The organism is Pseudomonas arsenicoxydans (assembly GCF_006438915.1).
GTDB lineage: Bacteria > Pseudomonadota > Gammaproteobacteria > Pseudomonadales > Pseudomonadaceae > Aquipseudomonas > Aquipseudomonas arsenicoxydans_A.
In genome coordinates, this window is the sequence record NZ_RCZE01000003.1 from 48,476 (window position 1) to 73,566 (window position 25,091).

Annotated in this window: 26 protein-coding genes; 12 read left to right on the forward strand and 14 right to left on the reverse strand. The window is 57.4% G+C overall.

Features of this window, described 5'->3' with window-relative positions; all coding sequences use genetic code 11:
- The first annotated feature begins 73 nt into the window (after positions 1-73).
- The 6 genes from speB to EAH78_RS06825 all read left to right on the forward strand — a co-directional run bounded on the left by speB (position 74) and on the right by EAH78_RS06825 (position 5,747).
- A complete protein-coding gene (gene speB / locus EAH78_RS06800; protein ID WP_027925808.1) occupies positions 74-1,024 on the forward strand; it encodes an agmatinase in 951 nt (316 codons plus the stop codon).
- Between the two features lie 9 nt (positions 1,025-1,033).
- A complete protein-coding gene (locus tag EAH78_RS06805; RefSeq protein ID WP_140666882.1) occupies positions 1,034-1,456 on the forward strand; it encodes a YybH family protein in 423 nt (140 codons plus the stop codon).
- Between the two features lie 54 nt (positions 1,457-1,510).
- Positions 1,511-3,022 carry a purine-cytosine permease family protein gene (locus tag EAH78_RS06810; RefSeq protein WP_140666884.1) on the forward strand — a complete coding sequence of 504 codons (1,512 nt, stop codon included), beginning with the start codon at positions 1,511-1,513 and terminating at the stop codon, positions 3,020-3,022.
- Positions 3,023-3,249: 227 nt separating this feature from the next.
- A complete protein-coding gene (locus EAH78_RS06815) occupies positions 3,250-4,629 on the forward strand; it encodes a sodium:solute symporter (protein WP_140666886.1) in 1,380 nt (459 codons plus the stop codon).
- A gap of 85 nt (positions 4,630-4,714) precedes the next feature.
- Complete coding sequence (locus EAH78_RS06820) at positions 4,715-5,440, forward strand: MBL fold metallo-hydrolase (protein ID WP_140666888.1); 726 nt, start codon at positions 4,715-4,717, stop codon at positions 5,438-5,440.
- A 55-nt stretch (positions 5,441-5,495) separates the two neighbouring features.
- Positions 5,496-5,747, forward strand: a complete 252-nt coding sequence (locus EAH78_RS06825; protein ID WP_027925813.1) for a phosphopantetheine-containing protein — start codon at positions 5,496-5,498, stop codon at positions 5,745-5,747.
- Positions 5,748-6,002: 255 nt separating this feature from the next.
- On the opposite strand, the gene EAH78_RS32985 is transcribed toward EAH78_RS06825, so the two are convergent.
- The gene (locus EAH78_RS32985) at positions 6,003-6,131 is read right to left on the reverse strand and encodes a PA1414 family protein (protein WP_007914492.1); all 129 of its coding nucleotides are present in this window, start codon (positions 6,129-6,131) and stop codon (positions 6,003-6,005) included.
- 139 nt (positions 6,132-6,270) lie between these two features.
- Entirely contained in the window at positions 6,271-7,164 is an 894-nt protein-coding gene (ptrR, locus tag EAH78_RS06830) for a putrescine utilization regulator PtrR (protein ID WP_140666890.1), read from the reverse strand.
- Between the two features lie 103 nt (positions 7,165-7,267).
- Here ptrR and EAH78_RS06835 point away from each other — a divergent pair, with 103 nt between their 5' ends.
- Complete coding sequence (locus EAH78_RS06835; protein ID WP_140666892.1) at positions 7,268-8,449, forward strand: MFS transporter; 1,182 nt, start codon at positions 7,268-7,270, stop codon at positions 8,447-8,449.
- Here EAH78_RS06835 and EAH78_RS06840 read toward each other — a convergent pair.
- From EAH78_RS06840 to EAH78_RS06850, 3 genes are all read right to left on the reverse strand, one after another.
- Positions 8,394-9,326, reverse strand: coding sequence for a DMT family transporter (locus EAH78_RS06840; protein WP_140666894.1), 933 nt, complete (start codon positions 9,324-9,326; stop codon positions 8,394-8,396). The two genes, EAH78_RS06835 and EAH78_RS06840, sit on opposite strands and share 56 nt — an antisense overlap.
- A 182-nt stretch (positions 9,327-9,508) precedes the next feature.
- On the reverse strand, positions 9,509-9,901 hold the full coding sequence (locus tag EAH78_RS06845; RefSeq protein WP_140666896.1) for a DUF2177 family protein: 393 nt from the start codon (positions 9,899-9,901) through the stop codon (positions 9,509-9,511).
- Positions 9,902-9,946: 45 nt separating this feature from the next.
- Positions 9,947-10,783, reverse strand: coding sequence for a CvfB family protein (locus tag EAH78_RS06850; RefSeq protein WP_140666898.1), 837 nt, complete (start codon positions 10,781-10,783; stop codon positions 9,947-9,949).
- Between the two features lie 353 nt (positions 10,784-11,136).
- On the opposite strand from EAH78_RS06850, the gene EAH78_RS06855 reads away from it, so the two are divergent.
- From EAH78_RS06855 to EAH78_RS06865, 3 genes are all read left to right on the forward strand, one after another.
- Positions 11,137-11,325 carry a hypothetical protein gene (locus tag EAH78_RS06855; protein ID WP_017337097.1) on the forward strand — a complete coding sequence of 63 codons (189 nt, stop codon included), beginning with the start codon at positions 11,137-11,139 and terminating at the stop codon, positions 11,323-11,325.
- Positions 11,326-11,532: 207 nt separating this feature from the next.
- Entirely contained in the window at positions 11,533-12,249 is a 717-nt protein-coding gene (locus EAH78_RS06860) for a TorF family putative porin (protein ID WP_140666900.1), read from the forward strand.
- A gap of 69 nt (positions 12,250-12,318) precedes the next feature.
- On the forward strand, positions 12,319-13,188 hold the full coding sequence (locus EAH78_RS06865) for a DUF6279 family lipoprotein (protein ID WP_140666902.1): 870 nt from the start codon (positions 12,319-12,321) through the stop codon (positions 13,186-13,188).
- A gap of 123 nt (positions 13,189-13,311) precedes the next feature.
- Here the strand turns inward: EAH78_RS06865 and EAH78_RS06870 are convergent, their stop codons facing one another.
- Positions 13,312-13,701 carry a transcriptional regulator gene (locus EAH78_RS06870; RefSeq protein WP_140666904.1) on the reverse strand — a complete coding sequence of 130 codons (390 nt, stop codon included), beginning with the start codon at positions 13,699-13,701 and terminating at the stop codon, positions 13,312-13,314.
- A 178-nt stretch (positions 13,702-13,879) separates the two neighbouring features.
- Here EAH78_RS06870 and EAH78_RS06875 point away from each other — a divergent pair, with 178 nt between their 5' ends.
- Both EAH78_RS06875 and EAH78_RS06880 read left to right on the forward strand, forming a co-directional pair.
- On the forward strand, positions 13,880-14,614 hold the full coding sequence (locus EAH78_RS06875; protein WP_140666905.1) for a DUF899 domain-containing protein: 735 nt from the start codon (positions 13,880-13,882) through the stop codon (positions 14,612-14,614).
- Between the two features lie 152 nt (positions 14,615-14,766).
- Complete coding sequence (locus EAH78_RS06880) at positions 14,767-15,237, forward strand: AraC family transcriptional regulator (protein WP_140666907.1); 471 nt, start codon at positions 14,767-14,769, stop codon at positions 15,235-15,237.
- Positions 15,238-15,419: 182 nt separating this feature from the next.
- Here EAH78_RS06880 and EAH78_RS32575 read toward each other — a convergent pair whose 3' ends face one another.
- The 8 genes from EAH78_RS32575 to EAH78_RS33225 form a co-directional block, all read right to left on the reverse strand.
- Complete coding sequence (locus EAH78_RS32575) at positions 15,420-15,653, reverse strand: DUF2247 family protein (RefSeq protein WP_240051849.1); 234 nt, start codon at positions 15,651-15,653, stop codon at positions 15,420-15,422.
- A gap of 225 nt (positions 15,654-15,878) precedes the next feature.
- Positions 15,879-16,025: a hypothetical protein gene (locus EAH78_RS32120; RefSeq protein ID WP_161599672.1), complete on the reverse strand. Its 147-nt coding sequence runs from the start codon at positions 16,023-16,025 to the stop codon at positions 15,879-15,881.
- Between the two features lie 573 nt (positions 16,026-16,598).
- Positions 16,599-18,131 carry an IS66 family transposase gene (gene tnpC / locus EAH78_RS06890; RefSeq protein ID WP_140666909.1) on the reverse strand — a complete coding sequence of 511 codons (1,533 nt, stop codon included), beginning with the start codon at positions 18,129-18,131 and terminating at the stop codon, positions 16,599-16,601.
- Between the two features lie 18 nt (positions 18,132-18,149).
- Positions 18,150-18,509, reverse strand: coding sequence for an IS66 family insertion sequence element accessory protein TnpB (gene tnpB, locus EAH78_RS06895; protein WP_240051850.1), 360 nt, complete (start codon positions 18,507-18,509; stop codon positions 18,150-18,152).
- Positions 18,510-18,589: 80 nt separating this feature from the next.
- Complete coding sequence (tnpB, locus tag EAH78_RS06900) at positions 18,590-18,808, reverse strand: IS66 family insertion sequence element accessory protein TnpB (protein WP_240051851.1); 219 nt, start codon at positions 18,806-18,808, stop codon at positions 18,590-18,592.
- 69 nt (positions 18,809-18,877) lie between these two features.
- Complete coding sequence (locus EAH78_RS06905) at positions 18,878-19,276, reverse strand: DUF6896 domain-containing protein (protein WP_140666911.1); 399 nt, start codon at positions 19,274-19,276, stop codon at positions 18,878-18,880.
- A 165-nt stretch (positions 19,277-19,441) separates the two neighbouring features.
- Positions 19,442-19,945, reverse strand: coding sequence for a DUF2247 family protein (locus tag EAH78_RS06910; protein WP_161599673.1), 504 nt, complete (start codon positions 19,943-19,945; stop codon positions 19,442-19,444).
- Between the two features lie 6 nt (positions 19,946-19,951).
- A complete protein-coding gene (locus EAH78_RS33225) occupies positions 19,952-24,631 on the reverse strand; it encodes an RHS repeat-associated core domain-containing protein (protein ID WP_430539921.1) in 4,680 nt (1,559 codons plus the stop codon).
- Positions 24,632-25,091 lie beyond the last annotated feature (460 nt).

Sequence of the window (25,091 nt, forward strand, 5' to 3'; positions counted from 1 at the left end):
CCCCAACGGTGCCTGTGTCTGTCATGACCTGTGCAACCGACATAAATAAAACAACGACGATGAGGCCCTACCTGTGGACAAGATTCTTCACCAACCACTGGGCGGCAATGAAATGCCGCGCTTCGGCGGCATCGCCACCATGATGCGACTCCCCCATTTGGATACCGCTGCCGGTCTGGACGCTGCCTTCGTTGGCGTGCCACTGGACATCGGTACCTCGCTGCGCCCAGGCACCCGTTTCGGGCCTCGCGAAATCCGCGCTGAATCGGTGATGATCCGCCCGTACAACATGGCGACCGGCGCTGCACCGTTCGATTCGTTGTCGGTGGCTGACATCGGCGACATCGCGATCAACACGTTCAACCTGCTGGATGCGGTACGCATCATCGAAGAGTCCTACCACAAGATCCTCGAACACGATGTGATCCCCCTGACCCTGGGCGGCGACCACACCATCACCCTGCCGATCCTGCGTGCCATTCATAAAAAGCACGGCAAGATCGGCCTGGTGCACATCGACGCTCACGCCGATGTGAACGACCACATGTTCGGCGAGAAAATCGCCCACGGCACCACCTTCCGTCGCGCTGTCGAAGAAGGCCTTCTGGATTGCGACCGTGTGGTGCAAATCGGCCTGCGCGCTCAGGGCTACACCGCTGACGACTTCAACTGGAGCCGCAACCAGGGCTTCCGTGTGGTTCAGGCCGAAGAGTGCTGGCACAAATCCCTGGCCCCATTGATGGCCGAAGTTCGCGAGAAAGTCGGCGGCGGTCCGGTGTACCTGAGTTTTGACATCGACGGCATCGACCCGGCCTGGGCACCTGGCACCGGCACCCCGGAAATCGGTGGCCTGACGACCATTCAGGCGATTGAAATCGTTCGCGGCTGCCAAGGCCTCGACCTGGTCGGTTGCGATCTGGTAGAAGTCTCGCCCGCTTATGACACCACCGGCAACACCTCGCTGCTGGCCGCCAACTTGCTGTACGAGATGCTCTGCGTACTGCCTGGCGTGGTCCACCGCTGAGGATTGCTTGTGAACGAACGTGATCAGGTTTTGAAAGCCGCTGCCGATCTGGTAGCCGCCTTCGCCCGCAATGATCGCGAAGCCTACTTCGGTGCGTTCAGCACCGATGCCAGCTTCGTCTTCTACACCCTCGAACAGCCCCTGCTGTCGCGCGATGCCTATCAGGCGTTGTGGGACACCTGGCGCTCGGAGGACGGCTTCGAGGTGCTTTCGTGCACCTCGAGCAACGCCTTCGTCAGCCTGCAGGGTGACGTGGCGATTTTCATCCATGACGTCGCCACCGAGCTGCGCATGCAAGGGGAACAACACTTCAGCCAGGAGCGCGAGACGATTGTTTTCAAGAAACAAGCGTCTGGCCAAGAACAACAAGGCCTATGGCTGGCCTGCCACGAACATTTGTCCGCGATGCCGGAAGGGCTGCCAACCCCTTAGCCAAACAGGTGACGCTCACGCACGATGAGCGCGCCTTTATGATCGGAGCTGATCATGAATAACAACAACAAAGACCAAAGCCTTACGCAAATTGAAACCTACGGGGTCGAACAGATCCCGGACAGCGAACGCACCGCAGGCCCGACGGATTTGTTCCGGATGATCTTCGGTGGCTCCAACACCTTTGCCACCGCCGTGCTCGGCAGTTTCCCGGTACTGTTCGGCCTGTCGTTTCAGGCCGGCGTGCTGGCGATTGTGCTGGGTGTGCTGCTGGGCTCGCTGATCCTCGCGCCGATGGGCCTGTTTGGCCCGATCAACGGCACCAACAACGCCGTGTCTTCCGGTGCGCACTTCGGCGTGCACGGGCGGATCGTCGGTTCGTTCCTTTCGCTGCTGACCGCCATCGCGTTCTTCTCTCTTTCGGTGTGGAGTTCGGGTGACGCGCTGATCGGTGGCGCCAAGCGTCTGATCGGCCTGCCGGAAACCGACCTGACCCTGGGCCTGGCCTACGGTCTGTTCGCGATTCTGGTACTGACCGTTTGCATCTATGGCTTCCGTTTCCTGCTGTGGGTCAACAAGATCGCGGTGTGGAGCGCCAGCCTGCTGTTCCTGCTGGGCGCCTTCGCCTTCGCCGGTCCTTTCGATGTGAACTACGCCGGCACCGTCAGCATGGGTCAGCCAGGTTTCTGGGCCGCGTTCATTGGTGCTGCACTGGTAGCGATGAGCAACCCGATTTCCTTCGGTGCGTTCCTCGGTGACTGGTCGCGCTACATCCCTCGTGACACACCAAAAGGCCGGATCATGGCGGCGGTGGTGATCTCGCAGATCGCCACCTTCATCCCGTTCCTGTTTGGCCTGGCCACCGCGACCATCGTGGCGATCAAGGCACCGGACTACATCGCAGCCAACAACTACGTCGGCGGTTTGCTGGCGGTTTCGCCGAGCTGGTTCTTCCTGCCGGTGTGCCTGATTGCAGTGATCGGCGGCATGTCCACCGGCACCACGTCGCTGTACGGCACAGGGCTGGACATGTCCAGCGTGTTCCCTCGTGTGCTGTCGCGGGTCAAGGCTACGTTGCTGATCGGTGTGATGTCGATTGCCTTCATCTTCATCGGTCGCTTCGCGGCGAACCTGGTGCAGAGCGTGTCGACCTTCGCTGTGCTGATCATCACCTGCACCACCCCATGGATGGTGATCATGATCATCGGCCTGGTGGTACGTCGCGGCTTCTACTGCCCGGATGACCTGCAAGTGTTCACCCGCGGCGAGAAAGGTGGCCGCTACTGGTTCACCCACGGCTGGAACTGGCGTGGCCTGGGTGCCTGGATCCCGAGCGCGGCCATCGGCCTGTGTTTCGTGAACCTGCCGGGGCAGTTTGTCGGACCACTGGGCGAAATGGCCGGCGGTATCGACATCAGCCTGCCGGTCACCCTGGGCCTGGCCTCACTGGTGTACCTGGCGCTGCTGAGCCTGTTCCCGGAAACAGCCGCGGTGTTCGGCCCGAATGATTCACGCAGCAAGGGCACCCATTCGCTCGCCAAACCAGCGATGCGACAAGCCGCCTGATCAAACACACAACGTGGTAACTGGAACCTCTGTGGCGAGAGCTTGCTCCCGCTCGACTGCGCAGCAGTCGCAAAACAGGCTGACGGGTTTCTCCTGAAGAAACCCGCTTGCAGGATTTGGGGCTGCCTCGCAGCCCAGCGGGAGCAAGCTCCCTCGCCACAAATGCGGTTCCCAAGCCACATTGCTTTTTAGTTCACCATAAAAAAGACAATCGGAGACACCGCAACATGGCTTTGGATTTATTCGTCGTACTCATCTACGCCGCCGCGATGCTGATGCTCGGCTATTACGGCATGCGCAAGGCCAAGACCAACGAAGACTTTTTGGTCGCCGGTCGTAACCTCGGCCCGACCATGTACATGGGCACCATGGCCGCCACCGTTCTGGGCGGCGCGTCCACAGTGGGTACCGTACGCCTGGGCTACGTCCATGGCATCTCCGGTTTCTGGCTCTGCGCGGCCCTCGGTTGCGGGATCGTGGCGCTGAACCTGTTCCTCGCCAAACCGCTGCTGAAACTGAAGATCTACACCGTTACCCAAGTGCTGGAAAAACGCTACAACCCGATGGCCCGCTCCGCGAGCGCGGTGATCATGCTGGCGTACGCGCTGATGATCGGCGTGGTTTCGATCCTGGCCATTGGCACCGTGTTGCAAGTGCTGTTCGGCCTGCCGTTCTGGGTCTCGGTATTGCTTGGCGGTGGCGTAGTGGTGGTTTACTCCGCGATCGGCGGCATGTGGTCCCTGACCCTGACCGACATCGTCCAGTTCGTGATCAAGACCGTGGGCCTGATGTTCATCCTGTTGCCAATCTGCCTGTACCGCGTTGGCGGCTGGGATGAGTTGGTGTTGAAACTGCCGGCGAGCGCCTTCAGCTTCACCACGATTGGCTGGGACACCATCATCACCTACTTCATGATCTACTTCTTCGGGATCCTGATCGGCCAGGACATCTGGCAGCGTGTGTTCACCGTCAAGAGCGCCAAAGTGGCTCAGGTCGCCGGTACCTTCGCAGGCTTCTACTGCATCGTTTACGGCCTGGCCTGCGCCCTGATCGGCATGGCCGCTCACGTGCTGATCCCGGACCTGGACAACGTCAACAACGCCTTCGCCGCCATCGTCAAACTGTCCCTGCCGGACGGTATCCGTGGCCTGGTAATCGCTGCTGCCCTGGCGGCCATGATGTCCACCGCCAGCGCCGGCCTGCTCGCCGCTGCCACCACCCTGACCGAAGACCTGCTGCCGAAACTGCGCGGCGGTAAACAGTCGAGCCTGGGCATGAACCGCCTGTTCACCCTGTTGACCGGCATCGTGGTACTCGGCATCGCTCTGGTCGTACATGACGTGATCAGCGCTCTGACCCTGGCCTACAACCTGCTGGTGGGCGGCATGCTGATCCCGCTGATCGGCGCGATTTTCTGGAAACGTGCAACCACCGCTGGCGCTATCGCCAGTATGGGCATGGGCTTCGCCACGGCGCTGGTGTTCATGTTCAAGGATGGCCTGGAAGCCAACACCCCGATCTACTACAGCCTCGGTGTGGGTCTGGTGAGCTTCGTGCTGGTCAGCCTGATGTCCCGTCGCCCGGCAATGGTGGCCAACGCCGCCTAAGCTGAACATAACGACTTTATGCTTTCTTCGACGGGTGTGGCGTCGGTTGCCACACCCGTTTTTTTTCGTCTGGAGAAAACCTTTGATGAAGATTGTTTCTCGCGATCAGTGGTTCGAAGTCAAACAGCTTAGCGACGGCATTCGCCTGATTCACGAGCCGTACATTCGGCCGTTCTATCGCTGCAACCTCTGGCACGTTCAGGGCCGCGACAAGGACCTGCTGTTGGACAGCGGTTCGGGACTGGTCAGCCTGCGCGAGCAATTGCCGTGGATCACTGAACGACCGCTGGTGGCCGTGGCGAGTCATTGCCATTTCGATCACATCGCCGGGCATCACGAGTTTCCTGAGCGGCTGGTGCACCCGGCCGAGGCCGACATTCTCGCCGCACCGGACGGCGACAATGATTTGAGCAAAGCCTTTGTCGGCGACGAGATGTTCGAGGCTCACCCCGATTGCCCGTTGTGCTACGCCGAATACCGGGTCAAGGCTGCGCCGGCCACCGGATTGATTGAAGAAGGTGATGTGCTGGACCTGGGTGACCGCGTGCTGCAAGTGCTGCACACACCAGGGCATTCACCGGGCGGCATCAGCCTGTATGAAGCGGCGACCGAGACGCTGTTCAGTGGCGACATCATCTATGACGGACCACTGATCGAAGACGCTTACCACTCCGATCTCAATGACTACGCCCGCAGCCTGCAACGCTTGCGTGCATTGCCGATCCGCACCGTGCATGGCGGGCATTTCGGCAGTTTTTCCGGCGAGCATTTGCGCACGATGATTGACGAGTGGCAGCGCTCACACGACTGAAGCCTGCTGTACTCAAGCACAGGGACAACAACAATAACGCCCTCCAAGAGCAACCATGAAAAGAGCTGCCGTTCGCCTCGCCGTCCATCAGTTCATCAGCCGCTTGCTGGAGGGCCGGGATGACTTCAGCGACGACGCCAGCCTGGTGGAGTTGGGATTGGATAAAGCGGACATTGAAGACCTGATCTTCCATCTGGAAGATGAGCTGGGGTTGACGGCGTTTACGGCGGAAGAAGACCGGATGCTCAAGACCGCCAGGACGGCGAATGATTTGAGTCGGTTTTTGCTGGAGATCGGGCGGCATTGAGATGGATTGTCAAACACCCCTACTTGTCGCAGGTGCCGTTATGGCGAGTGAACTTGTGGCGAGGGGGCTTGCCCCCGTTGGCTGCGAAGCAGCCCCAGTCCATTCACCATCTTCGTGCGTGTTTTAACTGGAACCCCGCATGAGGCGGATTACGAGTGCTGCGCACTCGAACGGGGGCAAGCCCCCTCGCCACAGACAAGCCTCCTTGCCACAACAAGCCAATTAAGCCCGTTCGCCACAGGCCCTAATGGGCTGTTACCGGCGGCGCTGCTGGCGTCGGCGCTGTTCGTCGTCCGTACGAATAGGCACAGGTTGCAGAGGCGGTTCGATCAAACCGAGTGCAACACCCAAGTCGTGCAGCCAGTTTTGGATTTTCTCTTTCATGGTGCCCCCTTTAGGGTAGTGCCGAGCGACCGGAATTCTGAGGCCGCTTCGCACTGATAATAGTCCGAAGTCCTACGCAATGCTCATCAAAAGACACAATGATCTGTTACTGAATCGAACAAAATACCTGACCGTTCGTTCAAGCAATCGCCTGGGCCTCATCCGGTGCCCACGGATAGACCGTTTGCTGCTGTTCGATCCACGCATTCAGATTGGCCCCGACCATGCCCTTGCGCCACATCAGCCACGTCGTCGCACGGGCGAACGGCTCGGCCAACGGGTGCGCCGCGACGCTCTCACGGCCCGGAAGACTGGCAAGCATCGACTCAGACATCAACGCCACACCTGAGCCGGCAATCACGCAAGCGAGCATCCCCGGATAGGATTCAATCTCCATTGCCCGGCCCATCGCCGCATGGTCGTGGGCGAACCAGGCCTCGAGGCGCATGCGGTAGGAACAGCCCTGACGAAAGGTGAACACCGAGCGCCCTTCCACATCCAGCGCGCTGCGCACCGGCGGGTGATCCGCCTCAGTGATCAGCACCAGCCGTTCGTCGCACAATGGCACGCCGTCCAGCCCCGCGAGCTCTAGCGGTCCGTCCACCAGCGCCGCATCCAGCCGGCCGGTGAGCAGGCCTTCAAGCAATTCACCACTCGGCCCTGATTGCACTTGCAGGTTTACCGCCGGGAAGGTGCGGTGATAACTCGCCAACAATGGCGGGAGATGAATCGCTGCCGTGCTGTACATGGTGCCCAGAACAAAGTCCCCGGCCGGTTGCCCGCCCTGTACTGCGGCGCTGGCTTCGTCATGGAGGGCGAACAGCTTGGCGGTGTAGTCCAGCAGGACTTTTCCTGCAGGCGACAACTGCAAACGCTGACGCTCGCGGAGGAAAAGTTCTACACCGAGTTGCTCCTCGAGTTGTTTTAGACGCGTCGACAGGTTGGACGGTACCCGATGCAATCGCTCGGCGGCACGGGTGATCGACCCCTCCTGGGCCACCGCCTGGAAGATCCGCAATTGACTGAATTCCACGATCCTCTCCAAATCAGAACAAGTTACTCACTATTATTCATTTTAAAAGAAAGTCAATCAGTCCTAGCCTGACGGTCATTGATCCTTTACCGGAACTGCGACCATGTCTGCGCTGATTCGCTTAACCGCCAGTTTTATCGCCCTGATGATGGCCATGGGCATCGGGCGCTTCGCCCTCACCCCGCAAATGCCGCACTTGCTCAGCGAAGGTCAGATTGACCTGACCGCCGCCGGCCTGATTGCCGCCGCCAATTACCTGGGCTACTTCGTCGGTGCGCTGGACGCGATGTTCTCGCGCAAGCCGGTGCAAGTCCGTCAGCGCTTGCTGGGCGGATTGTGGCTTTGTGTGCTGCTGACCCTGGCGTCGTTCTGGGCCAACGGGTTCTGGTCGCATCTGTTGCTGCGTTTTGGCACCGGCGTGGCCAGCGCCTGGGTTCTGGTGATGATCACCGCGCTGAGCCAGCCATTGGCGGCAGCGGCCGGTCGTCCACGGCTGGGCGCCCTGGTGTTTGCCGGCCCGGGCCTGGGGATTTTTCTCACGGGGTTATTGGCCTTGGGTTCGAACCTACTGGGGCAGAGCTCCGCGACGCTGTGGCTAGTGTATGCCGGCGTAGCGCTGGTGATGCTGCTGGGGATTCTGCCGTTCTTGCCTCAACCTGCGGCGACGGTGGCGGCCGCACCCGTCACCTCCACATCGAACAATCAGGGCATCGCTCGACTGGGCCTGATCTATGGCCTGTACGGTCTGGGCTACATCATCCCCGCCACATTCCTCTCGCAAATGGCCAACGCGCAGTTTCATGGCCAATGGCAGGCCGACCTGTTCTGGCCGTGCTTCGGCCTGGCGTCGGCTGTGGGCGTGCTGCTGGTGAGTCTGCGTCGACAATCCCTGAATGGCACGCGCCATTGGCTGATGATCACGTTGTGGCTGCAAGCCGTCGGGGTCTTCGCGTGCCTGTTGGGCAGCGGAACGGGTCTGGCGTTGGGCGTGCTGCTGTGTGGCACGCCATTCCTGGCCTGCATGCAACTGGTGATGCAACGCTCCCGCGAACTGGCGCCCCACGCTACCCAGCGCAACGCCGGGCTGCTGACCGCGTGTTTCGCCGTGGGTCAACTCGCCGGGCCGTTGCTGGCCGCCCTGAGCAGCCATTTCAGTGGTGGTTTGCAGCCCGCGCTAGTCGTTGCCGGCAGCGGATTACTGATCGCCGGCGGCCTGTTGCTGCGTCCGCTCAGTACTGCCCAAGGGCTTTGCGCAAACGACGGCGCACCCACTGTTCAGCGCTGACAAAGGTGATACCGAGCAAGACCAGTACGGCGCCGATAACGAAGTTGAGGCTTAGTTCCTCGCCCAGCAACACCACGCCGAACGTGACGCCGAACAGCGGCGTCATGAATGAGAACACCGCCAGGTTCGCCGCCAGATAACGCCGCAACAGCCAGAACCAGGTCAGGTAGCTGAAGAACGACACTACCAATCCCTGGAACAGCACGCTGGCCACCGCCACCGTGGTCAGGCTGACGTGAGTGACCTGGCCGCTGAGAATCGCGATCAGCATCAGGCCGACGAAACCGACGATCAATTGATAAAACAAGGTCAGCGTCACCGGCGCTTCCGACAGCCGTGAAGCGCGCACCACCACCGTGGTTGCACCCCACGCTGCACCGGCCAGCACGCCCAGCGCATCGCCCATCAACATGCGGTGATCGAGGTTGTCCCAGGACACTCCACCGGCAAACGCGATGGCGATCCCGACAAAGGCGAGGAAAATCCCCAGCCACTGCACCGGCCTCAAACGTTCACTCGGCAGCAACCAATGCACGCCCAACGCGGTGAAAATCGGTGCGGTATAGAGGAACACCGACATGTGCGCCGCAGTGGTCAGCTGCAGACCTTCAGAGATGAAAAAGAATTCCAGACCAAACAGCGCACCGGCCAGCAAACCGCCGCGCCAGGTTGCGCCGACCTGATCCCAGCCGCCCTTCCAGCAGATCAGCAACCCGACGAGCAAGGCGGACATGCCCGACCGCGCCGCCGCCTGCATGACCGGCGCGATGTCCGGCGCCGCCCACTTGATCATCACCTGCTGCACGCCCCAGATCAGGCACAATCCGATCATCACCTGCAGGGCAAACCCGTCGGCGCTACGCCGGCTGGCGCTCACCGTGACACCTCGACAACACAATCCATAGCAGTCACTCGACAAATAAAAACAAAGCCCCGACGGCTTGCAGTACAACCGGTGTGGGGCGAAAAATCGGCGCTGGATTATTAACCAAACGGCCAGAATTTGCCGCCTCGGCGGGACCTTTAAATGCCCGATTGCGTCATCACCGGCCACCGAGCTCAGCGCGTCTTGCGCGAAACCGCATAGCCCACACTGCACGACACGCACGTGGCAAACGCCCCCCACGCCATGTCCATCAACGCCAACTGTGCCGACCACCCTTTGAGCGTCGCCCAGTTACTAAGGTCATACGTGCCGTAGGCCACCACCCCCAGCAACGCTCCCAAACGGGCAGCACGCGGCCAGGTAGTCGCGGGCAACACCACGAACACCACACAACCCACAACATAAAGGAGGTAGAACACCGCTGCTGGGACCAGCAGCGGGTGATCGAGCATCAACGGCCCGAGTAGCACCCGATAGGTCGGGGCCATCAGCACGCCGAGCCAAAGGCCGTCGAGTACCAAAAACGCCAGCAAGGTGCCGACGTAAGCCAACAAAAACTTTTTCATTGCAGCCTGCCCCATGCGGTCGACCTGTATGGGGCCGGCGTGAGGTCAGCTTAGTTCAATGCGATCCGCATGAATGACGATCTGGCCATTCTTGTAGAGCGCACCAATGGCCTTCTTGAAGTTGCCCTTGCTAACACCAAACATGCTGGTGATCACCGTCGGGTCGCTCTTGTCGCTGACCGGCAGGCTGCCGTTGTTTTCACGCAACTTGGCGAGGATCTTCGAGTTGAGGCTGGTGGCAGCTTCTTCGCCCACCGGTTGCAGGCTCAGGCTGATCTTGCCGTCGGCACGGACTTCCTTGATAAAGCCCTTCTCTTCTTTGCCGGCCCGCATGAACTTGAAGATTTCGTTCTTGTGGATCAGGCCCCAGTGCTTGTTGTTGATGATTGCCTTAAAGCCCATGTCGGTCGCTTCGGCCACCAGCAAATCAACTTCCTGGCCCGGTGTGTAGCTGGCCGGGGTCTTGTCCAGGTAGCGGTCCAGACGCGCGGTCGCGGTGATGCGACGGGTGTGCTTGTCGAGGTAGACATGCACCACCACATACTCACCGGCGGTCATCTGGCGTTTTTCTTCGGAGTACGGCAGCAGCAGGTCCTTCGGCAGACCCCAATCCAGGAACACGCCGATGCTGTTGACTTCAACGACTTTCAAACTGGCGAATTCACCGACCTGAACTTTCGGCTTTTCGGTAGTTGCGATGAGTTTGTCATCGCTGTCCAGATAAACAAAAACGTTGAGCCAGTCTTCATCTTCGCTGGGAATATCTTTAGGGATATAACGATTAGGCAAAAGGATTTCGCCATCCGCCCCACCGTCCAGATATAAACCGAAGTTAGTGTGTTTAACCACTTGCAAACTGTTGTAACGCCCGACTAAAGCCATTTCAAATACCCTCATTACGTGGGCGGCATTCTACCCGGTTTTGCGGACGGCGTTCGGCGGCCGGCCCGGTGGCGGGCGAAAATACTGCGCAATCCTTGATTTTCCTGAGTGGCTGACCCGGACGGCTTCACCACTCGTCAGCCCGAAGAGGCCGTTTTGCCGCCTGCCAGCCCACCCAAATACGGACAATTTCCAGCAACGTTGTTAGTTAAAACAGCGTGTTAGAGACTTATTTCAGATAATCACCCGAGATAAATCCCAGCTTTGCGCTGTGTATTTTGAGGGGATATTAGCCAAGCAATTGTCAAGTATTTCCTGTACGATGCCTGGCCAAGTTAATTTTCTACAGGTTAATGGCCGCCATGCGTGTAAAAGCATCCAACAGCAAAGCAAAGCCAGCTCCAGCCGTTGAAACCAGCGAATCGATCAACAACCAGATCGCTGCGTTCCTCAAGTCCGGTGGTGAAATCCAGCAAATTGCCAAAGGCGTCAGCGGCCAGACGTTCGGCCCGTCCAAGCAAATCACGCTCGGCAAAAAGTAACACCCTGCTTTAACTGGTCCCAAAGCGCTTTGAGCTTCGAAGCGCTTGGACTGGAACCCTCCCGCAACACCCGCCAAACCCATCAAAATCTCAAAAATCGACGAACGGCCCTCAATACCGCGCATTCGCCGGTATCCTTGCACACGTCTAGAACAAGCGTTTCAGTAGGTTTTCGATTCCTGCTCCTCGCTGTCAATGGAGTGACGCATGCTCAAACCCTCCTTCCTGTTGCTCTGCATGCTGCTGGCATGTCCGCTCGCCAACGCGCAAATCTTCCAGCGTGAGCTGGGCGACTACGACCTCAAGCTCGGCACCACGCCCAGCCGCAGCATGGCCCAGGGGCTGGTCAAACCGTCCAGCACCGGCTCATTCCATGGCGGCCTCGACCTGACCCACGACAGTGGCTTCTACGTCGGCCAATGGGCACCGAGCATGGGGATGAGTCCGGGCAAAAACCTTGAAGTCGATTCTTACGCGGGATTTAAACAACCTTTCGATCAAACCCTCGGCTATGAAGTCGGCATGATTCACTACAGCTACCCGAAAGTGGACACTCTCGACAGTCAGGAACTCTTCGGCGGCCTGACCCTGCTCGGCAGCCGGTTTGGCGCCGCCTTCAGCAACGACCCGGACAAACTGAACAAAACCTTGTTCGCTGACTTGGGTGGCAATCAACCGTTCGGCATCGGGATCAGCATGAAATACACCACCCACCAGCTCTACACCCCAGTGTCGGTCGACGGTGGCTATGTCGGAAGTTTTGCCGACTGGTCGGTGCAACTTTCCCGGCCGTTCATGGGCATCGACCTGGACCTGATCTACAGTGACTCCAACCTCAGCGGCAGCAACTGCTCGGCCTATTCCGGGCACAACGGCCAATGCGACGGGCTGGTCACCCTCAAGGCTGAACACGCGTTTTATTGAACGGCTGAACTGCCGGGCTCATCCTGCGTTCACATGAGTACCTACGCTCGCTTCTGCAAGGATTCGCCCATGTCGCGCTGGCTAATTCGCTTTGCCGCTTTGATCATTTTGAGCCTCGTCCTCGGTGCATGCAGCCGCGTGGGCCTGGCCTACCGCAACCTCGACGTGATCATTCCATGGACGCTCAGCGATTACCTGGACATGAACGGCGAGCAAAAAGGCTGGTTCAACGAGCGCCTCAAAGAGCACCTGAGCTGGCATTGCACCACGCAACTGCCGGGTTACCTGGATTGGCTGGACCGCTTGCAGACCATGGTCGCGACCAATCAGGTCACCGATGCCGCGCTGCAAACCCGCACCCAGGAAGCTAAAGCCGCCATCGCCCAGACCGCCCGGGAAATCACCCCGTCAGCCATCGAATTGCTGAAAGGGCTGGACGACAAGCAAGTCGCGGAAATGGACGACGCCTTCGCCAAAGACCTGCGCAAACGCCAAGAGGAATACCTCAAACCGTCCCTCGATCAGCAGATAAAGCAACGCGCTGAACGCATGGAGAAACGACTGGATGACTGGCTCGGCCCGCTGAGCCCTACCCAACAACAACGTGTAATCACTTGGTCAAAGGCCCTGGGTGACCAGAACACCCAATGGATCGCCAACCGCGCGCATTGGCAAGCTCAGTTCAGCGCGGCGGTTGCCCAGCGCCAAAGTCCAGAATTCCCACAACGAATCGAGACGCTTCTGGTCAATCGCGAGAGCCTGTGGACGCCGGCGTATCGTCAGGCCTACGCCAATACCGAGGCCCAAGCGCGTGGGTTGATCGTGGATTTGATGGCCGAGAGCACACCAGCCCAGCGTCAGCGGTTGTTGAAGAAAATCGAAGGCGTGAGAAAAGACTTCAACGACCTCAAATGCCTAAAGGCCGCCAAACAATCTTAAACCCAACACAAATCCCCTGTGGGAGCGGGCTTGCTCGCGAAGGCGGAGTGTCAGACAACGATGATGTCGACTGATACTCCGCCTTCGCGAGCAAGCCCGCTCCCCCAATGTTATGCGCAATCTTCAGGCAATCTGCGCTTTAGACGCTACGTCATCAAACGTCACTTCATCCAGCGCATCTGCCTGCTCATCCAGCACCTGCCGCGGATGGTCATTCCCCGGAATGCTACTGTCGATCAGGCTCAACAAACTGGAGCCGCGCGGCGTCAGAATGTAATTCGAGCCGGAACCACCCTGATCCTCAGGCCGCGGTTCGATGTAGCCACGCGCCAGTAGCAACTTTTCGTACTCGCCCGCCACCGCTTTCAGGTGATCGAGGTTTTCCGTCTGCTCGCCTTCCGCTGTTTTCTCCGCCACGTACTGCTCGGCATAAGGCCGTGGCGTGAAGCTGCTGGCACCGTTTTGCACTTCGTGCAGCAAGCGTTCAATCAAATCCCAGTTATAAGTCGTCATCCTGATTCAGCCTCCAGACCGCGTGATTGTGATGGCCTTCTTAAGTTGTGACCGGTACCGCACGCAGCCGTTCAGCCAAGGCGCTGAACAGCACCGACCGGCGGTATGTCGAATCCGGCACAGGTCAAACGACTAGGCTGTGTAAGTCACCTCCCCGCTCCCCGCAGGAGAAAAGCCAATGAACATTCAGAATCATCCCGTCGTGTCCCGCGAAGAATGGCTCGCCGCGCGCAAACAACACCTGGCCCACGAAAAAGCCTTCACCAAGGAGCGCGACAAACTCAGCGCCGAACGCCGCGCCCTGCCCTGGGTGAAAATCGACAAGGACTACCACTTCCAAGGCCCCCAGGGCGAACTGAAACTGGCTGACCTGTTTGGCGGCCGCAGCCAACTGGTGATCTACCACTTCATGTTTGCGGCCGGATGGGACGAAGGCTGCCCGGGCTGCTCGTTCCTCTCTGATCACATCGACGGCGCCAACCAGCATCTGGCGCACCATGACATCGCCGTCGTGGCGGTTTCCCACGCACCGTTCGCCGAATTCCAGGCCTTCAAACGGCGTATGGGCTGGAAATTCGACTGGGTGTCGTCAGCGGGTTGCGCCTTTAACTACGACTTCGGCGTCTCCGCCCGGGCCGAAGAAGTCGCCGCCGGCAAAGCCACCTACAACTACGAAAAAACCGACGGGGCCGAAGAAGAACTTCCCGGTTTGAGCGTGTTTTATCGCAATGAAACGGGGGACATCTTTCACACTTACTCCACTTATGCCCGCGGCCTCGACCTGCTGGTCGGCGCCTACAACTACCTCGACCTGACGCCCAAAGGCCGCAACGAAGAAGAGATCATGGAATGGGTGCGGCATCACGACCGCTATGAAGACAAAGCCGCGGCTAGCTGCTGCCATGGGGGCTAGCTTCATAGACCGAGGCGCGGCCATCGCAGGCAAGCCAGCTCCCACATTGGATTACGTACGCCACCAATTCCCCTGTGGGAGCGAGCCTGCTCGCGAAGAGGCCCGCCCAGTCACTCACCATTTCGAGCGAATCAGCCCCCGAGACCCCAGACATGAACGTCACCCTGAAAACCCTACCTCCAGCCCGCGTCGCCTACCTGCGCTACACCGGCCCCTACGGCCCGAAAATCGGCACCTTCTGGCGCAAAACCGTCGCCCCGTGGATGATCGAAAACAACCTCCTCAACCGCGTACGTTACGGCATAGGCCACGACGACCCGAGCACCACGCCAGCGCAATATTGCCGCTACGACGACTGCGTCGAAGTGCCCGCCGACTTCGAACCCAAATACCCGTTTGCCGTCACCCATCTGCCCGGCGGCCGCTACGCCGTTGCCCACTTCAAAGGCCCGGCAAGTGAAATCCCGGCGGCATGGGGTGAGCTGTGCGGACAGTGGATGCCGCAAAGCGGATTGGCCTACGACCAGCGTCCGGGGTTTGAACGTTACCCGGTGGAGGCTTCCTACGACGAGAGCAGCGGCGTGCTGGAAATGGACATGTGCATTGCCGTGAAGGATCAGTAACACCCAGGACCCTGCGGCCAACGAGCGGAACTTTTCCCGGGGGTCAACCCTCAACTGGTTAACCCGCCGTAACCGGACCAATAGAAACGGTAGGGTTCTATTTTTCCGCCGCAGAATTTATAAATAAATCTGTCCTTTTTTCTCGACAAATAAATCTGTCCCCTTTTCTGCTCACCATCAAATTATCGGGGCAAAAACCTCTCTCTTAGTTTTTTCACAACTTGGCTCATGGCTACCAGCGGGTCAACACCATCTTGAGAGTAAATACTGCAAGAAGCCATATCTTCCGGATAATCAAAGTCCGCATAGACTTCCTGAAGCCTATTTATTTTATTTTCGTCATTATCATTCGACGCTTCAATACAAAGCAGGAAAGCTAAACGCCACTTATCCATTTCGGCAACATAATTCGTCATCTCCGTTTGTTTTGAGATAACCTCAAGAAGCTCTTCATCGCTTAAGTATTCACCTCCAGCAATGATGGCGACACTTTCGCTTTCGCAACCGTTTAAAGCTGACTCATGACATATTCAAAAATATCTTCTCGCCTTATCCAGCGCTTTCTAAATCCCAAAAAAATGGTTGACCAACAATCCAAACCCAAACTAATCAATACACCAAGTGGAGACATTACTTCCTCCTTATTTTTTCGGAATCTGGTTGGGCAGGCCAGTTACTTGACCGCCGGGGATAAAACGTCGATAAGTCACGTTGCCTTCATCAACAATCCATTCAAAAACTCCACCAACTCCGTTATTGCTGCCTTCGACTTGTCTTAACTCGGACACTCTCACCACCTCGCCACCAGGTCCTTTGGTTGGTATCTCAAACTTAGCTGCTTCACCAGCATAGTTATCAATTATGTCATTGAACCGTGCTGACCATCAGGAAGTTTATTTGAAGATAGAAAGAGGACAGATTTATTTATTGTTTGAGCACCAACAAAAAAAACACCCGACGTTTCTTCCAGACAAATAAATCCGTCCCCTTTTCCAGTGATTTGATGGATGTGATTGGTCGGCGGTTGCGGGCGCAGGCAGCGGAGTGAATGAAAACGGGCGACCTGTAGGTCGCCCGTTTTATATGGTTCATACCAAAAACCTGACAATCTCGGTTCTTCGATTTGCCGTACGAAAAATCGGAGATTTCTCAGAGATAGATTTATTTCCTGGGCACAGGCAATAAATAAATTCGTCCCCTTTACGTCCTTCTTTTCTTTTTAATCCAGCAAAGCTCTCATCGAGTCTGGTGAACAAATCGCCAGGAAGCCCCACTCGTAATCGTCAAACTCACCGATCCTTTTAAAAACCAGACCTGTAAGCGCTCCATAAACCCCACCGACTTCAAGATGGGTAACGCGCTTAGCTAGGCGATGCCGGCGAGCAGTTCCACGGCAACAGCGCTTCGTAATCTTCAACCGAGGTCGCCAGTGGCAGCCGTTCTAATGCGTGGCGCAGCCACGCATAGGGCTCTTGGTCGTTGGCTTTGGCAGTCTCGACCAGGCTGTAAAGTTGAGCACTGGCCGTCGCGCCTTTGGGTGTGTCGCTAAACAACCAGTTCTTTCTTCCGATGACGAAGGGCCTGATCGCACGTTCGGCAGCGTTGTTGTCGATCGGCAAATAGCCTTCCTCGGTGTACCGTTCCAGTTTTTTCCAGTTACTCGCCAGATAGCCGATGGCCTTGCCCAAGGCGTTCTGAGACGTAACTTGTGGCTGCGTCTTTTCCATCCAGCTTTTTAACTGAGTCAACACTGGCAGGCTCCGATCATGACGGCCGGTTTTACGATCGTCGTCGCACGCATCCTTCAGATCACGCTCTACACCATAGAGTTTGTTGATCAGGTTCAGTGCGATATCAGCGCGTCCCGTCTTGCCTTTCGGCTGCACTTTTTGGGCTTCAACAAACTTGCGCCTTGCGTGCGCCCAGCAGCCCAAACGTTCGACTCCGGCCTGCGCGCCCAACGCGTTATAACCGGCGTAATCATCGGTCATCACGTAGCCACGATAGCCATCGAGCAGGCGTGTCGGCACCTCCTGCGCGCGGCTGGTGGAGTAGTCAAAAAGGATCACTGGTTTATCTGGCGGGCCGCCGGTTTGCACCCACATCCAGGACTGGCTGCTTGGGTCTCGGTCAGGCTCTTTCAACACCTGTACCCGTGTTTCATCGCAGTGGATAACACGGCTGCCAAACAGGCTATCGCGCATTAAATTCAGCAGCGGCTGGAAGTGTTCACCGCACTGGATAACCCAGCGTGCCAACGTCTGGCGCGGGATATCGACGCCATGGCGGCCCAAGACTTTTTCGAAACGGTGAAGCGGTAGTCCATCGACGTACTTGGTGGTCAGCAGCATCGCCAGAACACTTGGGCTGGCCATGCTTTTTTCAATCAGTTGAGCCGGCTTGTCAGCAGTGGCCGGCGCCATCTCGCAGTCGCGGCAACCGTAAACTTTCCGAACGTGTCTGATCACACGGATCTGCATCGGCACGATTTCAAGCTGCTCGCTGACTTCTTCGCCAATAGTGTGTTTGCGGCAGCCGCAGACGCACGTCAGTTCATCCTCGGGAAGTTCGTGGATGATCTCGATGCGCGGCAGATCGGCGGGCAATGGCTTGCGTTTGCCGCGGCGCTTGGACGGGGCAACGACCTCTTCATCTGAGGCTTCGTCCACAGGCTCGACGACGCTTTCTACTTCATTGAAGAGGGCCAGTTGCGGCGTTGCCGCATCAGCTGTTTGCTCGGACTTACGTCCGAACAGACGCTGAAGCAGGAGGGCATTCTGTTCTTCTAGCCGAACAATCTTTCCCTTATCCAACTGACGCTCGTCGAGCATCTGCCCAAGCATTTGCTTGAGCAGAACGGGATCATCTGGAAGATTTTCGGGCAAGGAATTCATGCCCTGGATTATACCGAATCAGGTTACGAATCGCGGCGTCAAAACTTGATGAGGACGGTTGCGCCAAAGGTCAAAGCCATCGAGCATCCAGTTGAGTTCCTGGACGGTCAGAACGATCGCCTCGTCTCTGACATCGGGCGATGTTTTGAATCGTTCGGACTCGAGTCGCTTGAGCCAAAGGCAGAAGCCGTTGCGCTCCCAATATAAAATCTTCACTCGGTTGCGGGGCTTGTTGAGGAAAACGAAAAGCACGGGGTCAAATACTGCGACTTTAATATCCAGCTCGACCAGCGCAGCCAAGCCGTCGATGGATTTTCGGAAGTCGACCGGCTTGGGGTACAGATACACTTTTTCGACTTTAGCATCGGGTCGCATCATGGCGAGCTGGCTCCTGAGGGAATCGGGAGCACAGCATCCGGGATCAGCTAAGCGCTTTGAATGTGGGGTTTATGGAGCGCTTACNGTCGCTTGAGCCAAAGGCAGAAGCCGTTGCGCTCCCAATATAAAATCTTCACTCGGTTGCGGGGCTTGTTGAGGAAAACGAAAAGCACGGGGTCAAATACTGCGACTTTAATATCCAGCTCGACCAGCGCAGCCAAGCCGTCGATGGATTTTCGGAAGTCGACCGGCTTGGGGTACAGATACACTTTTTCGACTTTAGCATCGGGTCGCATCATGGCGAGCTGGCTCCTGAGGGAATCGGGAGCACAGCATCCGGGATCAGCTAAGCGCTTTGAATGTGGGGTTTATGGAGCGCTTACCATAGAGCCAGAAACCCTATCTACCTTTCCGAGACTAATATATTCATTGAAGTCTCGCTTTAGCGCACCCTGATCTATGTATTTAGGGTGTAACAGAGGAACTTCACATGCGTAAATGTATAATCTCCACACATCAAATCCATCTACTCGCTCGCCTGGCCCGTAATCGAAATCAACGCATATCTCCGGAAAATACACCCTACAACCAACACCATGCAATTCGTAATTTATGCCATCTAAAATTTCACCTCGCTGCGGAATTTCCTTTGCTCGCCACAGCCGCAGAATACATTTTTTACCAAATCGTTCCTCAAGCAAGTCTGTAGCTTTTTCTACGTGGGCCAGAAAGTCATCAATCAAACATTCTAAATCTTCGTTTTTCATCTTCTTGCCCTCACCAACCTATCATGCCCTACATTATCGGCAGACTCTTCAATCTCATCGATACCATTGAAAATACTGTGATGGCTTACAATATCTTTATATCAATACGATACTGACTTTAAAATAACGGGACAGAATTATTTACATTTTCTATATTTATCGTTGCTAGGTGAATCTATTTTGTTGTTCAAAAAAAACTTTGTAGGTGAGAATAACCTCTTTCCAATTTTCAAATAGTTGCTCTTCAGAGCCTTCTAGTCCTTCAGGAGGAGGCATATACCTAATTATAGAGGAAATCTCTACTGGATAATCGAAGTCTGCGTACAGCTCCCCCACTATCTCAAGTGGATCTTCATACTCATCTTGATGCTCAAATAGAAACGAGAGCAATAAAAAAATCCAAGGCTTTGCAGGTTCTTCCGTTTTGGGTGACGGCTCTTTATTTACCAGTGATTCAAGTAGGTTGCTTACCAAATATTTTTCTTCAAGTAGCAGTGAGGCCAGCTCAATAGCTTCTTGTGAGGATTCAGTAGTTAAGGCTTCGCATGCGTATTCCGAAACTCCTTTTTCATCTATAAATCCGTGCTCGAACCCATAGAGAAGTTCAGCCCAGTTTAGCCACGGGGTTTTGTTGTGTATGTATTGGCCATCGAGTAATAGTTTTTTCATTAGCATCTACTTAGGTAGCCTGGATGGAGTCTGATTTGGTGTTCCAGTTACTTTTCCATCCGGAATAAATCTCTGATGAGTTAACTCTAGCTTTAAATTTACAATCCATTCATAAACACCATTTTTATTATTCACCACCCCTACCAACTGTGTGAGCGTATTATTTGATCCATCACCGCCCTTTAGTGAAAAGACCCTCCCCTGAGCAGGTATCTGATCAACAACGTAGCTAGGGGCTCTGTGCATTGGATCTTCTTTCAGAGCGCTTCCTACTGGTTGAGCAGCATTTATTTCTTGTGCTGCATAGCCCGCGCGTTGTCTCTCAAAAAGAGCCACATTATGAGCTGAGTTATCCCTGGGCTCTGGAAGTGTTGGCGTTCCCTCATCAACCCTAACGCCAGTCGTATCATCCGGCGCCTGACACCCAGGCTTATTCGGCGGTGGGCAATTCCCGCTCAACCCCAACGGATCAACCCACCCCGTCGGATTCGGCGTGTACTGATACGGGTTCAGCCCACCCGCCAACTTGATCGGGTCCGGCGTCAGGTAGCGACCAACCTGCGGATCATAGTACCGATGCCGGTTGTAATGCAGGCCGCTCTCGGCATCGAAATACTGCCCTTGAAACCGTAACGGCTGCTCAAGCTGCTCGCCCCCGCCGAGCGTCAACTGCGTGACTTTGCCGTAGGCGTTGTACTTCGCCGACCAAACGATTTCGCCGCTGTAATCCGTCAGTTCCTGCGGTGTGCCGAGGTGGTCGAGTTGGTAGTAGAACGGGCAGGCTTTGCGTGGGCCTTTGCCGTCGAGCATGGCCAACGGGCGGAAGCTGCCGGGTTCGTAGACGTAGCTGCGGTAGTGTTCGCGGCTGCTTTCGGCGATGAGGTTGTCGCCTTGCCAGAAGAATTCGGTGGTTTTTCCGTCGACGGTTTTGGCGATGCGGCGGCCGAAGGCGTCGTAGCGGTAACTGGCGGTGCGACCGTCCGGGGTGGTGACGCCGATCAAGCGGTGTTGGCAGTCGTAGCGGTAGTCGGTGACGAGTTTTTGCTCGGTGCCACGGCGTTCGCGGATCAGGTTGCCGAAGGCGTCGTAGTCGTAGTGGCGGTCGCCTTGTAGGAGAAGTCGATTACCCAGCACTTTCGCGGCGCCGTGGCGGTCCTGCATCAGCAGGTTGCCGGCGGGGTCGTGGGCGAAGGATTCCGCTGGGGTGTCGCGGGTGTGGCGCACGCGGGTCAAGCGGTTGAGCGGGTCGTAGGTGTAGTTGCGTTGGCCGTGACGGGTGTCGGCGATGCTGTCGAGGTTGCCGTTGGCGCTGTAGGCATAGTCGCGGCGATACAGCGGTTGTTGCTGTTGGCTGACGGCATGGGCTTGCAGACGGCCCTGATCGTCGTAGGCAAAGTCGCTGAGCAACTGGCCTTGTTGGCGTTGTTGTTCGCGACCGAAGGCAAACTGGTGGCTAGTGAGCCGCGCGCCGTTGAGGTCGATGGCGGTGAGTGCGCCGCCCTTGGCGTGGTGGTAATCGAGTTTGCTGCCGTCGGGCAGGCGCAGGCGATTGAGTTGGCCGCAGGCGTCGTAGCCATAGCGCTGCGTGCCCCAGCCCTGATGTTCGGTGATCAGGCGGTCTTGTGAGTCGTACTCGAATTCCAGTGGATGGTCGTGGCCGTCGTCGACGCCGATCAGCCGGCCGAGGCTGTCGTAGCGGTATTCGACCTTGACGCCGTCGGGCAGGGTTTTGACCCGCAGTCGCCCGGCTGAATCTCGCTCATACGCAGTGATCAGCTTCGAACCGTCAGCGCCGAACTCGGTTTTCTCCAGCAACTGGCCATTGAGGTCGTAGGCGTAGGCCGTGCGTTGGCCGTCGAAGCCGGTTTCCTGTCGGATCAATCCGCCGGCGGTGTAGTCCAGCCGATATTGCTCGCCGGATTCGTTTTCGATTTCCGTGAGCAACAGCTGCGCGTTGTCGTAGCGGTACTTCAGCTGGGTGCCATCGGCATTGAGCCGGCGGCTGACCAGGTGCAGGTCGTCGAGGTAGTCGTAGCGCGTGATGCGACCGAGTTCGTCGCGCTCGGCGGTGATCTTGCCGTAGGCGTTGTAGCTGTAGGCGCGGCTGGCGCCGGTAGGAAGCATCGTCTGGATCAGTCGGCCAACGGCGTCCCATTGCGACTGGGTGACCGCGCCATGTTCGTCCTGGCGGGTAATCTGCCGGCCCAGTGCATCGTAGGAAAAGCGCCGAACCCCACCGTCCGGGAGCGTCTCCTCGACCAGTTGCCCCAAGCCGTTCCAGACGAACACATGCCGGCTGGTGTCCGGGTAGCGGATCGACAGCAGCTGACCTTTGTCGTCGTAGTGGTAATGGGTGACCTGGCCGACAGGGTCGGTCGCTTCGGTGATGTCACCCTGGGCATTGCGCTGATACTTCCAGACCGCTTTGCCGCGATAGCGCGCGTGCAGGAAACCGTTGCGGTACTCGTAGGCCGTGGGCTCGTCTTCTGGCGGAATCAGCGCCACCAGGCGTCCGACTTCGTCGTAGCGGTATTCAGTCACCGCCCCGAGCGGGTCCTGCTCCGCAATCAGCCGGCCTTCATCGTCGTAGGCCTTGAGCTGTTCACCGCCATCCAGGTCGACCTTGCGCACCAGTCGCGCCCGCTCGTCGTGGACGTAAACCTCTTCGCTGCCGTCGACGTTGTGCACGGTGACGCTGCCGACGTCATCCCAGACGTAGCGCGCATCCATCTGCGCAAACGAGGCCCAGTGGCGGACACATCGGGCAGCCTTGCCGGACCGTTCCCACGCCCAGAAGAAACTCGCCCCACCGGCCAGTTGCCGCTGGAGGATGACGTGCTGGTCGTCGTAGTCGTAGCGTTCGCTTTCACCGGCGGCGTTGCTGGCTTCGATCAGTTGTGCGCGTTCGTCGTAGGTGTAACTGACCAGGGTTTGCTCGGTTTTCCAGCACTCATCGAGCGTCTGCGCCGGGATGAACACCTGGTAATCGACGGCGACCAAATGGCTGCGTTCATAACGCAAGCGCAGGGCGCGGCCGGCGCCGTTGTCGAGGCGCTGGATGCGGTTCTGGCGGTCGCGGGTGATGCGCAGGCGGTTGTCGTAAGCGTCGCTGATCGCGGTCAAAAAACCATTTCGAAAGTGATAAAACCGCGTGTCGTCGCCGGCCTGGGCGAGGATCAGTTCTTCGGCTTCAGCCCCGAGATAAATCGCCGCGCGCGACAGGCTGTTGTGGATCGCCGGGCGTTCAGCGGACGGCAGCGGGAACGGGGTGCGACGGTTTTCGTGGTCGATCCAGATGACGCTGTCACCGTCGATCTCCAGTCGATGGGAGAGCGAATGACTCCAGCCGAAACCGAGGCCGCAATCGATTTCGGCAGCACTGGTGCGATAGAGCCGGGTGAAGTCAAACGGCAGAATGCCGTCCAGCGCACCGTCGGTCAGGGTCAGCAGTTCTTCACCGGTGACCATCGACACCGGGCATTTGTTGGTGGCGGTTTTGTTGGCGGAGTCGGCACTGTCGCCGTTGGGGTTTTTCGCCTGGTCCGGGGCGTTGTCGTGGTGTTCGTTTTGCTTGAGGGTGGTGTTGCGTTTGGCATCCCAGCGCAACAGCACTCCACCTTTTTTCACACCTGCAGCAACACCGCGTGCGGCGACTGCTTTGTACTGGTCGACGTACTTCATGAAGGTGGTGAGGATGTTGAAAGTTGCCTCGACGAAACGTATCGCGAGACCGGCCAATACCTTCCCGTACTGAAGTCCGCGCGAGGCTAAATACGCTTTCGCGACAGGTATTCCGACCCGCGTGGACGCCAGCGCATAAGCGATCAACAGGTCGATCAGTAAAGAGGTAGCCACATGGCTGGTGATCTTTGCCGACTCGCCCGCAATCACACTCGGCGGCAGCATATCCAGCCAAAGGCTGGCTGTGCGCAGCAGCAAACAAAGCGCTGCTTCATCGCTAGCCAGCAGCATGGCTTTTTCCATCGCTGCTGGTGATTGTTTCGCCAGATCGATGAGGTGCTGCGCACCACTGCCAAGCTTTTCAAGGTGAGCACCAGGATTTTTAAGGATGTCAAAGACAAGGCTCAGGCCATCCCATACCCCCATGACCGCCGCCCAGCCTCCCGCCAGCAATCCATTCCCGGCGGCCGCAAAGGTCGACTGCGTCCACTGCGGCTTGAACCCTTCCCACTCTTTGCGTAGCCATCCTTCCAGTTGCTGGGTCAGGCCGTCGTAGGACGAGAAAAGATCATCAACTTGCTGTGGCGTTACTGCATCGTTGACGTGAATGCGATAGAACTTGCCCGCTTCCCCCGTAAAAGTCCCTTTGCCATTTTCATCGAGCGTGACCGGTGTGATCTTGCCGCCATCCATGGCAATCACATCGACCGAAATATTCCCCAACGGAATGTCATAAACCGATTCGAACTTGCTCTCGATCTCTAGCGTTTTGCCCTTAGGGCACTGCACGACGGTTGAGAAAAATTCGTCATCACCACTGCTCACCGTGGTGAGGGTGTCGCCGAACCGAATGATCCGCTCCATACCCATCAGCGAAGGCAAATCAGCCATGTGACTGGCTTTGTCCGCCGCTTGGCTAAACCAGCGTTTCAGCTGTTCACGGTAGAGCGACAGGGTGTCCGGAAAACTGTCGAGTTCCTGCTCGATGCGGGCGATGTGCGCCATCAACGCACCGAACGGCATGGAGTGGAGTGGAAAATCGGGTCGAACATGAGCAATCCCTCGCGCAGAAAATGGAGCGCGCGAGACTTTGCGGGGGATCAATCAGGAAAGAAGTCAGGGAAGTAGGATATGGACGTAGGACAAATCTTTAATTAACGATCGATAAACAACAAACAGCCATAAACGAAAACGTGGCGTGAGGTTTACTCACGCCACGTTCGTTTATCTACCCAAGGTGCAAGACGTTCTTGAGCAGCGACTCGGAAGTCACGGTGTGCCGGCCTGGCCTGGGTTGCCGAGCGCCTGACCGCCGCCTGGGGAACCGCTTCTCATCAGACGACAATGGCTTTTCATTTCATGACACAGGCGTGAAGGAAGGAATCGGGTTTGAGGTCAGACATGCAATGGCGGGGACGTTTAATAGTATTTGAGGGTTATTGATTCGGATTATCCAGCCATTGCG

Bases quoted from the DNA above. Each gene is read 5' to 3' on its own strand.
- EAH78_RS06810 (WP_140666884.1), top strand. From the start codon at position 1,511: ATGAATAACAACAACAAAGACCAAAGCCTTACGCAAATTGAAACCTAC.
- EAH78_RS06815 (WP_140666886.1), top strand. From the start codon at position 3,250: ATGGCTTTGGATTTATTCGTCGTACTCATCTACGCCGCCGCGATGCTG.
- EAH78_RS06820 (WP_140666888.1), top strand. From the start codon at position 4,715: ATGAAGATTGTTTCTCGCGATCAGTGGTTCGAAGTCAAACAGCTTAGC.
- EAH78_RS06825 (WP_027925813.1), top strand. From the start codon at position 5,496: ATGAAAAGAGCTGCCGTTCGCCTCGCCGTCCATCAGTTCATCAGCCGC.
- EAH78_RS32985 (WP_007914492.1), bottom strand. From the start codon at position 6,131: ATGAAAGAGAAAATCCAAAACTGGCTGCACGACTTGGGTGTTGCACTC.
- EAH78_RS06835 (WP_140666892.1), top strand. From the start codon at position 7,268: ATGTCTGCGCTGATTCGCTTAACCGCCAGTTTTATCGCCCTGATGATG.
- EAH78_RS06845 (WP_140666896.1), bottom strand. From the start codon at position 9,901: ATGAAAAAGTTTTTGTTGGCTTACGTCGGCACCTTGCTGGCGTTTTTG.
- EAH78_RS06850 (WP_140666898.1), bottom strand. From the start codon at position 10,783: ATGGCTTTAGTCGGGCGTTACAACAGTTTGCAAGTGGTTAAACACACT.
- EAH78_RS06855 (WP_017337097.1), top strand. From the start codon at position 11,137: ATGGCCGCCATGCGTGTAAAAGCATCCAACAGCAAAGCAAAGCCAGCT.
- EAH78_RS06860 (WP_140666900.1), top strand. From the start codon at position 11,533: ATGCTCAAACCCTCCTTCCTGTTGCTCTGCATGCTGCTGGCATGTCCG.
- EAH78_RS06865 (WP_140666902.1), top strand. From the start codon at position 12,319: ATGTCGCGCTGGCTAATTCGCTTTGCCGCTTTGATCATTTTGAGCCTC.
- EAH78_RS06870 (WP_140666904.1), bottom strand. From the start codon at position 13,701: ATGACGACTTATAACTGGGATTTGATTGAACGCTTGCTGCACGAAGTG.
- EAH78_RS06875 (WP_140666905.1), top strand. From the start codon at position 13,880: ATGAACATTCAGAATCATCCCGTCGTGTCCCGCGAAGAATGGCTCGCC.
- EAH78_RS06880 (WP_140666907.1), top strand. From the start codon at position 14,767: ATGAACGTCACCCTGAAAACCCTACCTCCAGCCCGCGTCGCCTACCTG.
- EAH78_RS32575 (WP_240051849.1), bottom strand. From the start codon at position 15,653: ATGACGAATTATGTTGCCGAAATGGATAAGTGGCGTTTAGCTTTCCTG.
- tnpC (WP_140666909.1), bottom strand. From the start codon at position 18,131: ATGAATTCCTTGCCCGAAAATCTTCCAGATGATCCCGTTCTGCTCAAG.
- tnpB (WP_240051850.1), bottom strand. From the start codon at position 18,509: ATGATGCGACCCGATGCTAAAGTCGAAAAAGTGTATCTGTACCCCAAG.
- EAH78_RS06905 (WP_140666911.1), bottom strand. From the start codon at position 19,276: ATGAAAAACGAAGATTTAGAATGTTTGATTGATGACTTTCTGGCCCAC.
- EAH78_RS06910 (WP_161599673.1), bottom strand. From the start codon at position 19,945: ATGAAAAAACTATTACTCGATGGCCAATACATACACAACAAAACCCCG.
- EAH78_RS33225 (WP_430539921.1), bottom strand. From the start codon at position 24,631: ATGGCGCACATCGCCCGCATCGAGCAGGAACTCGACAGTTTTCCGGAC.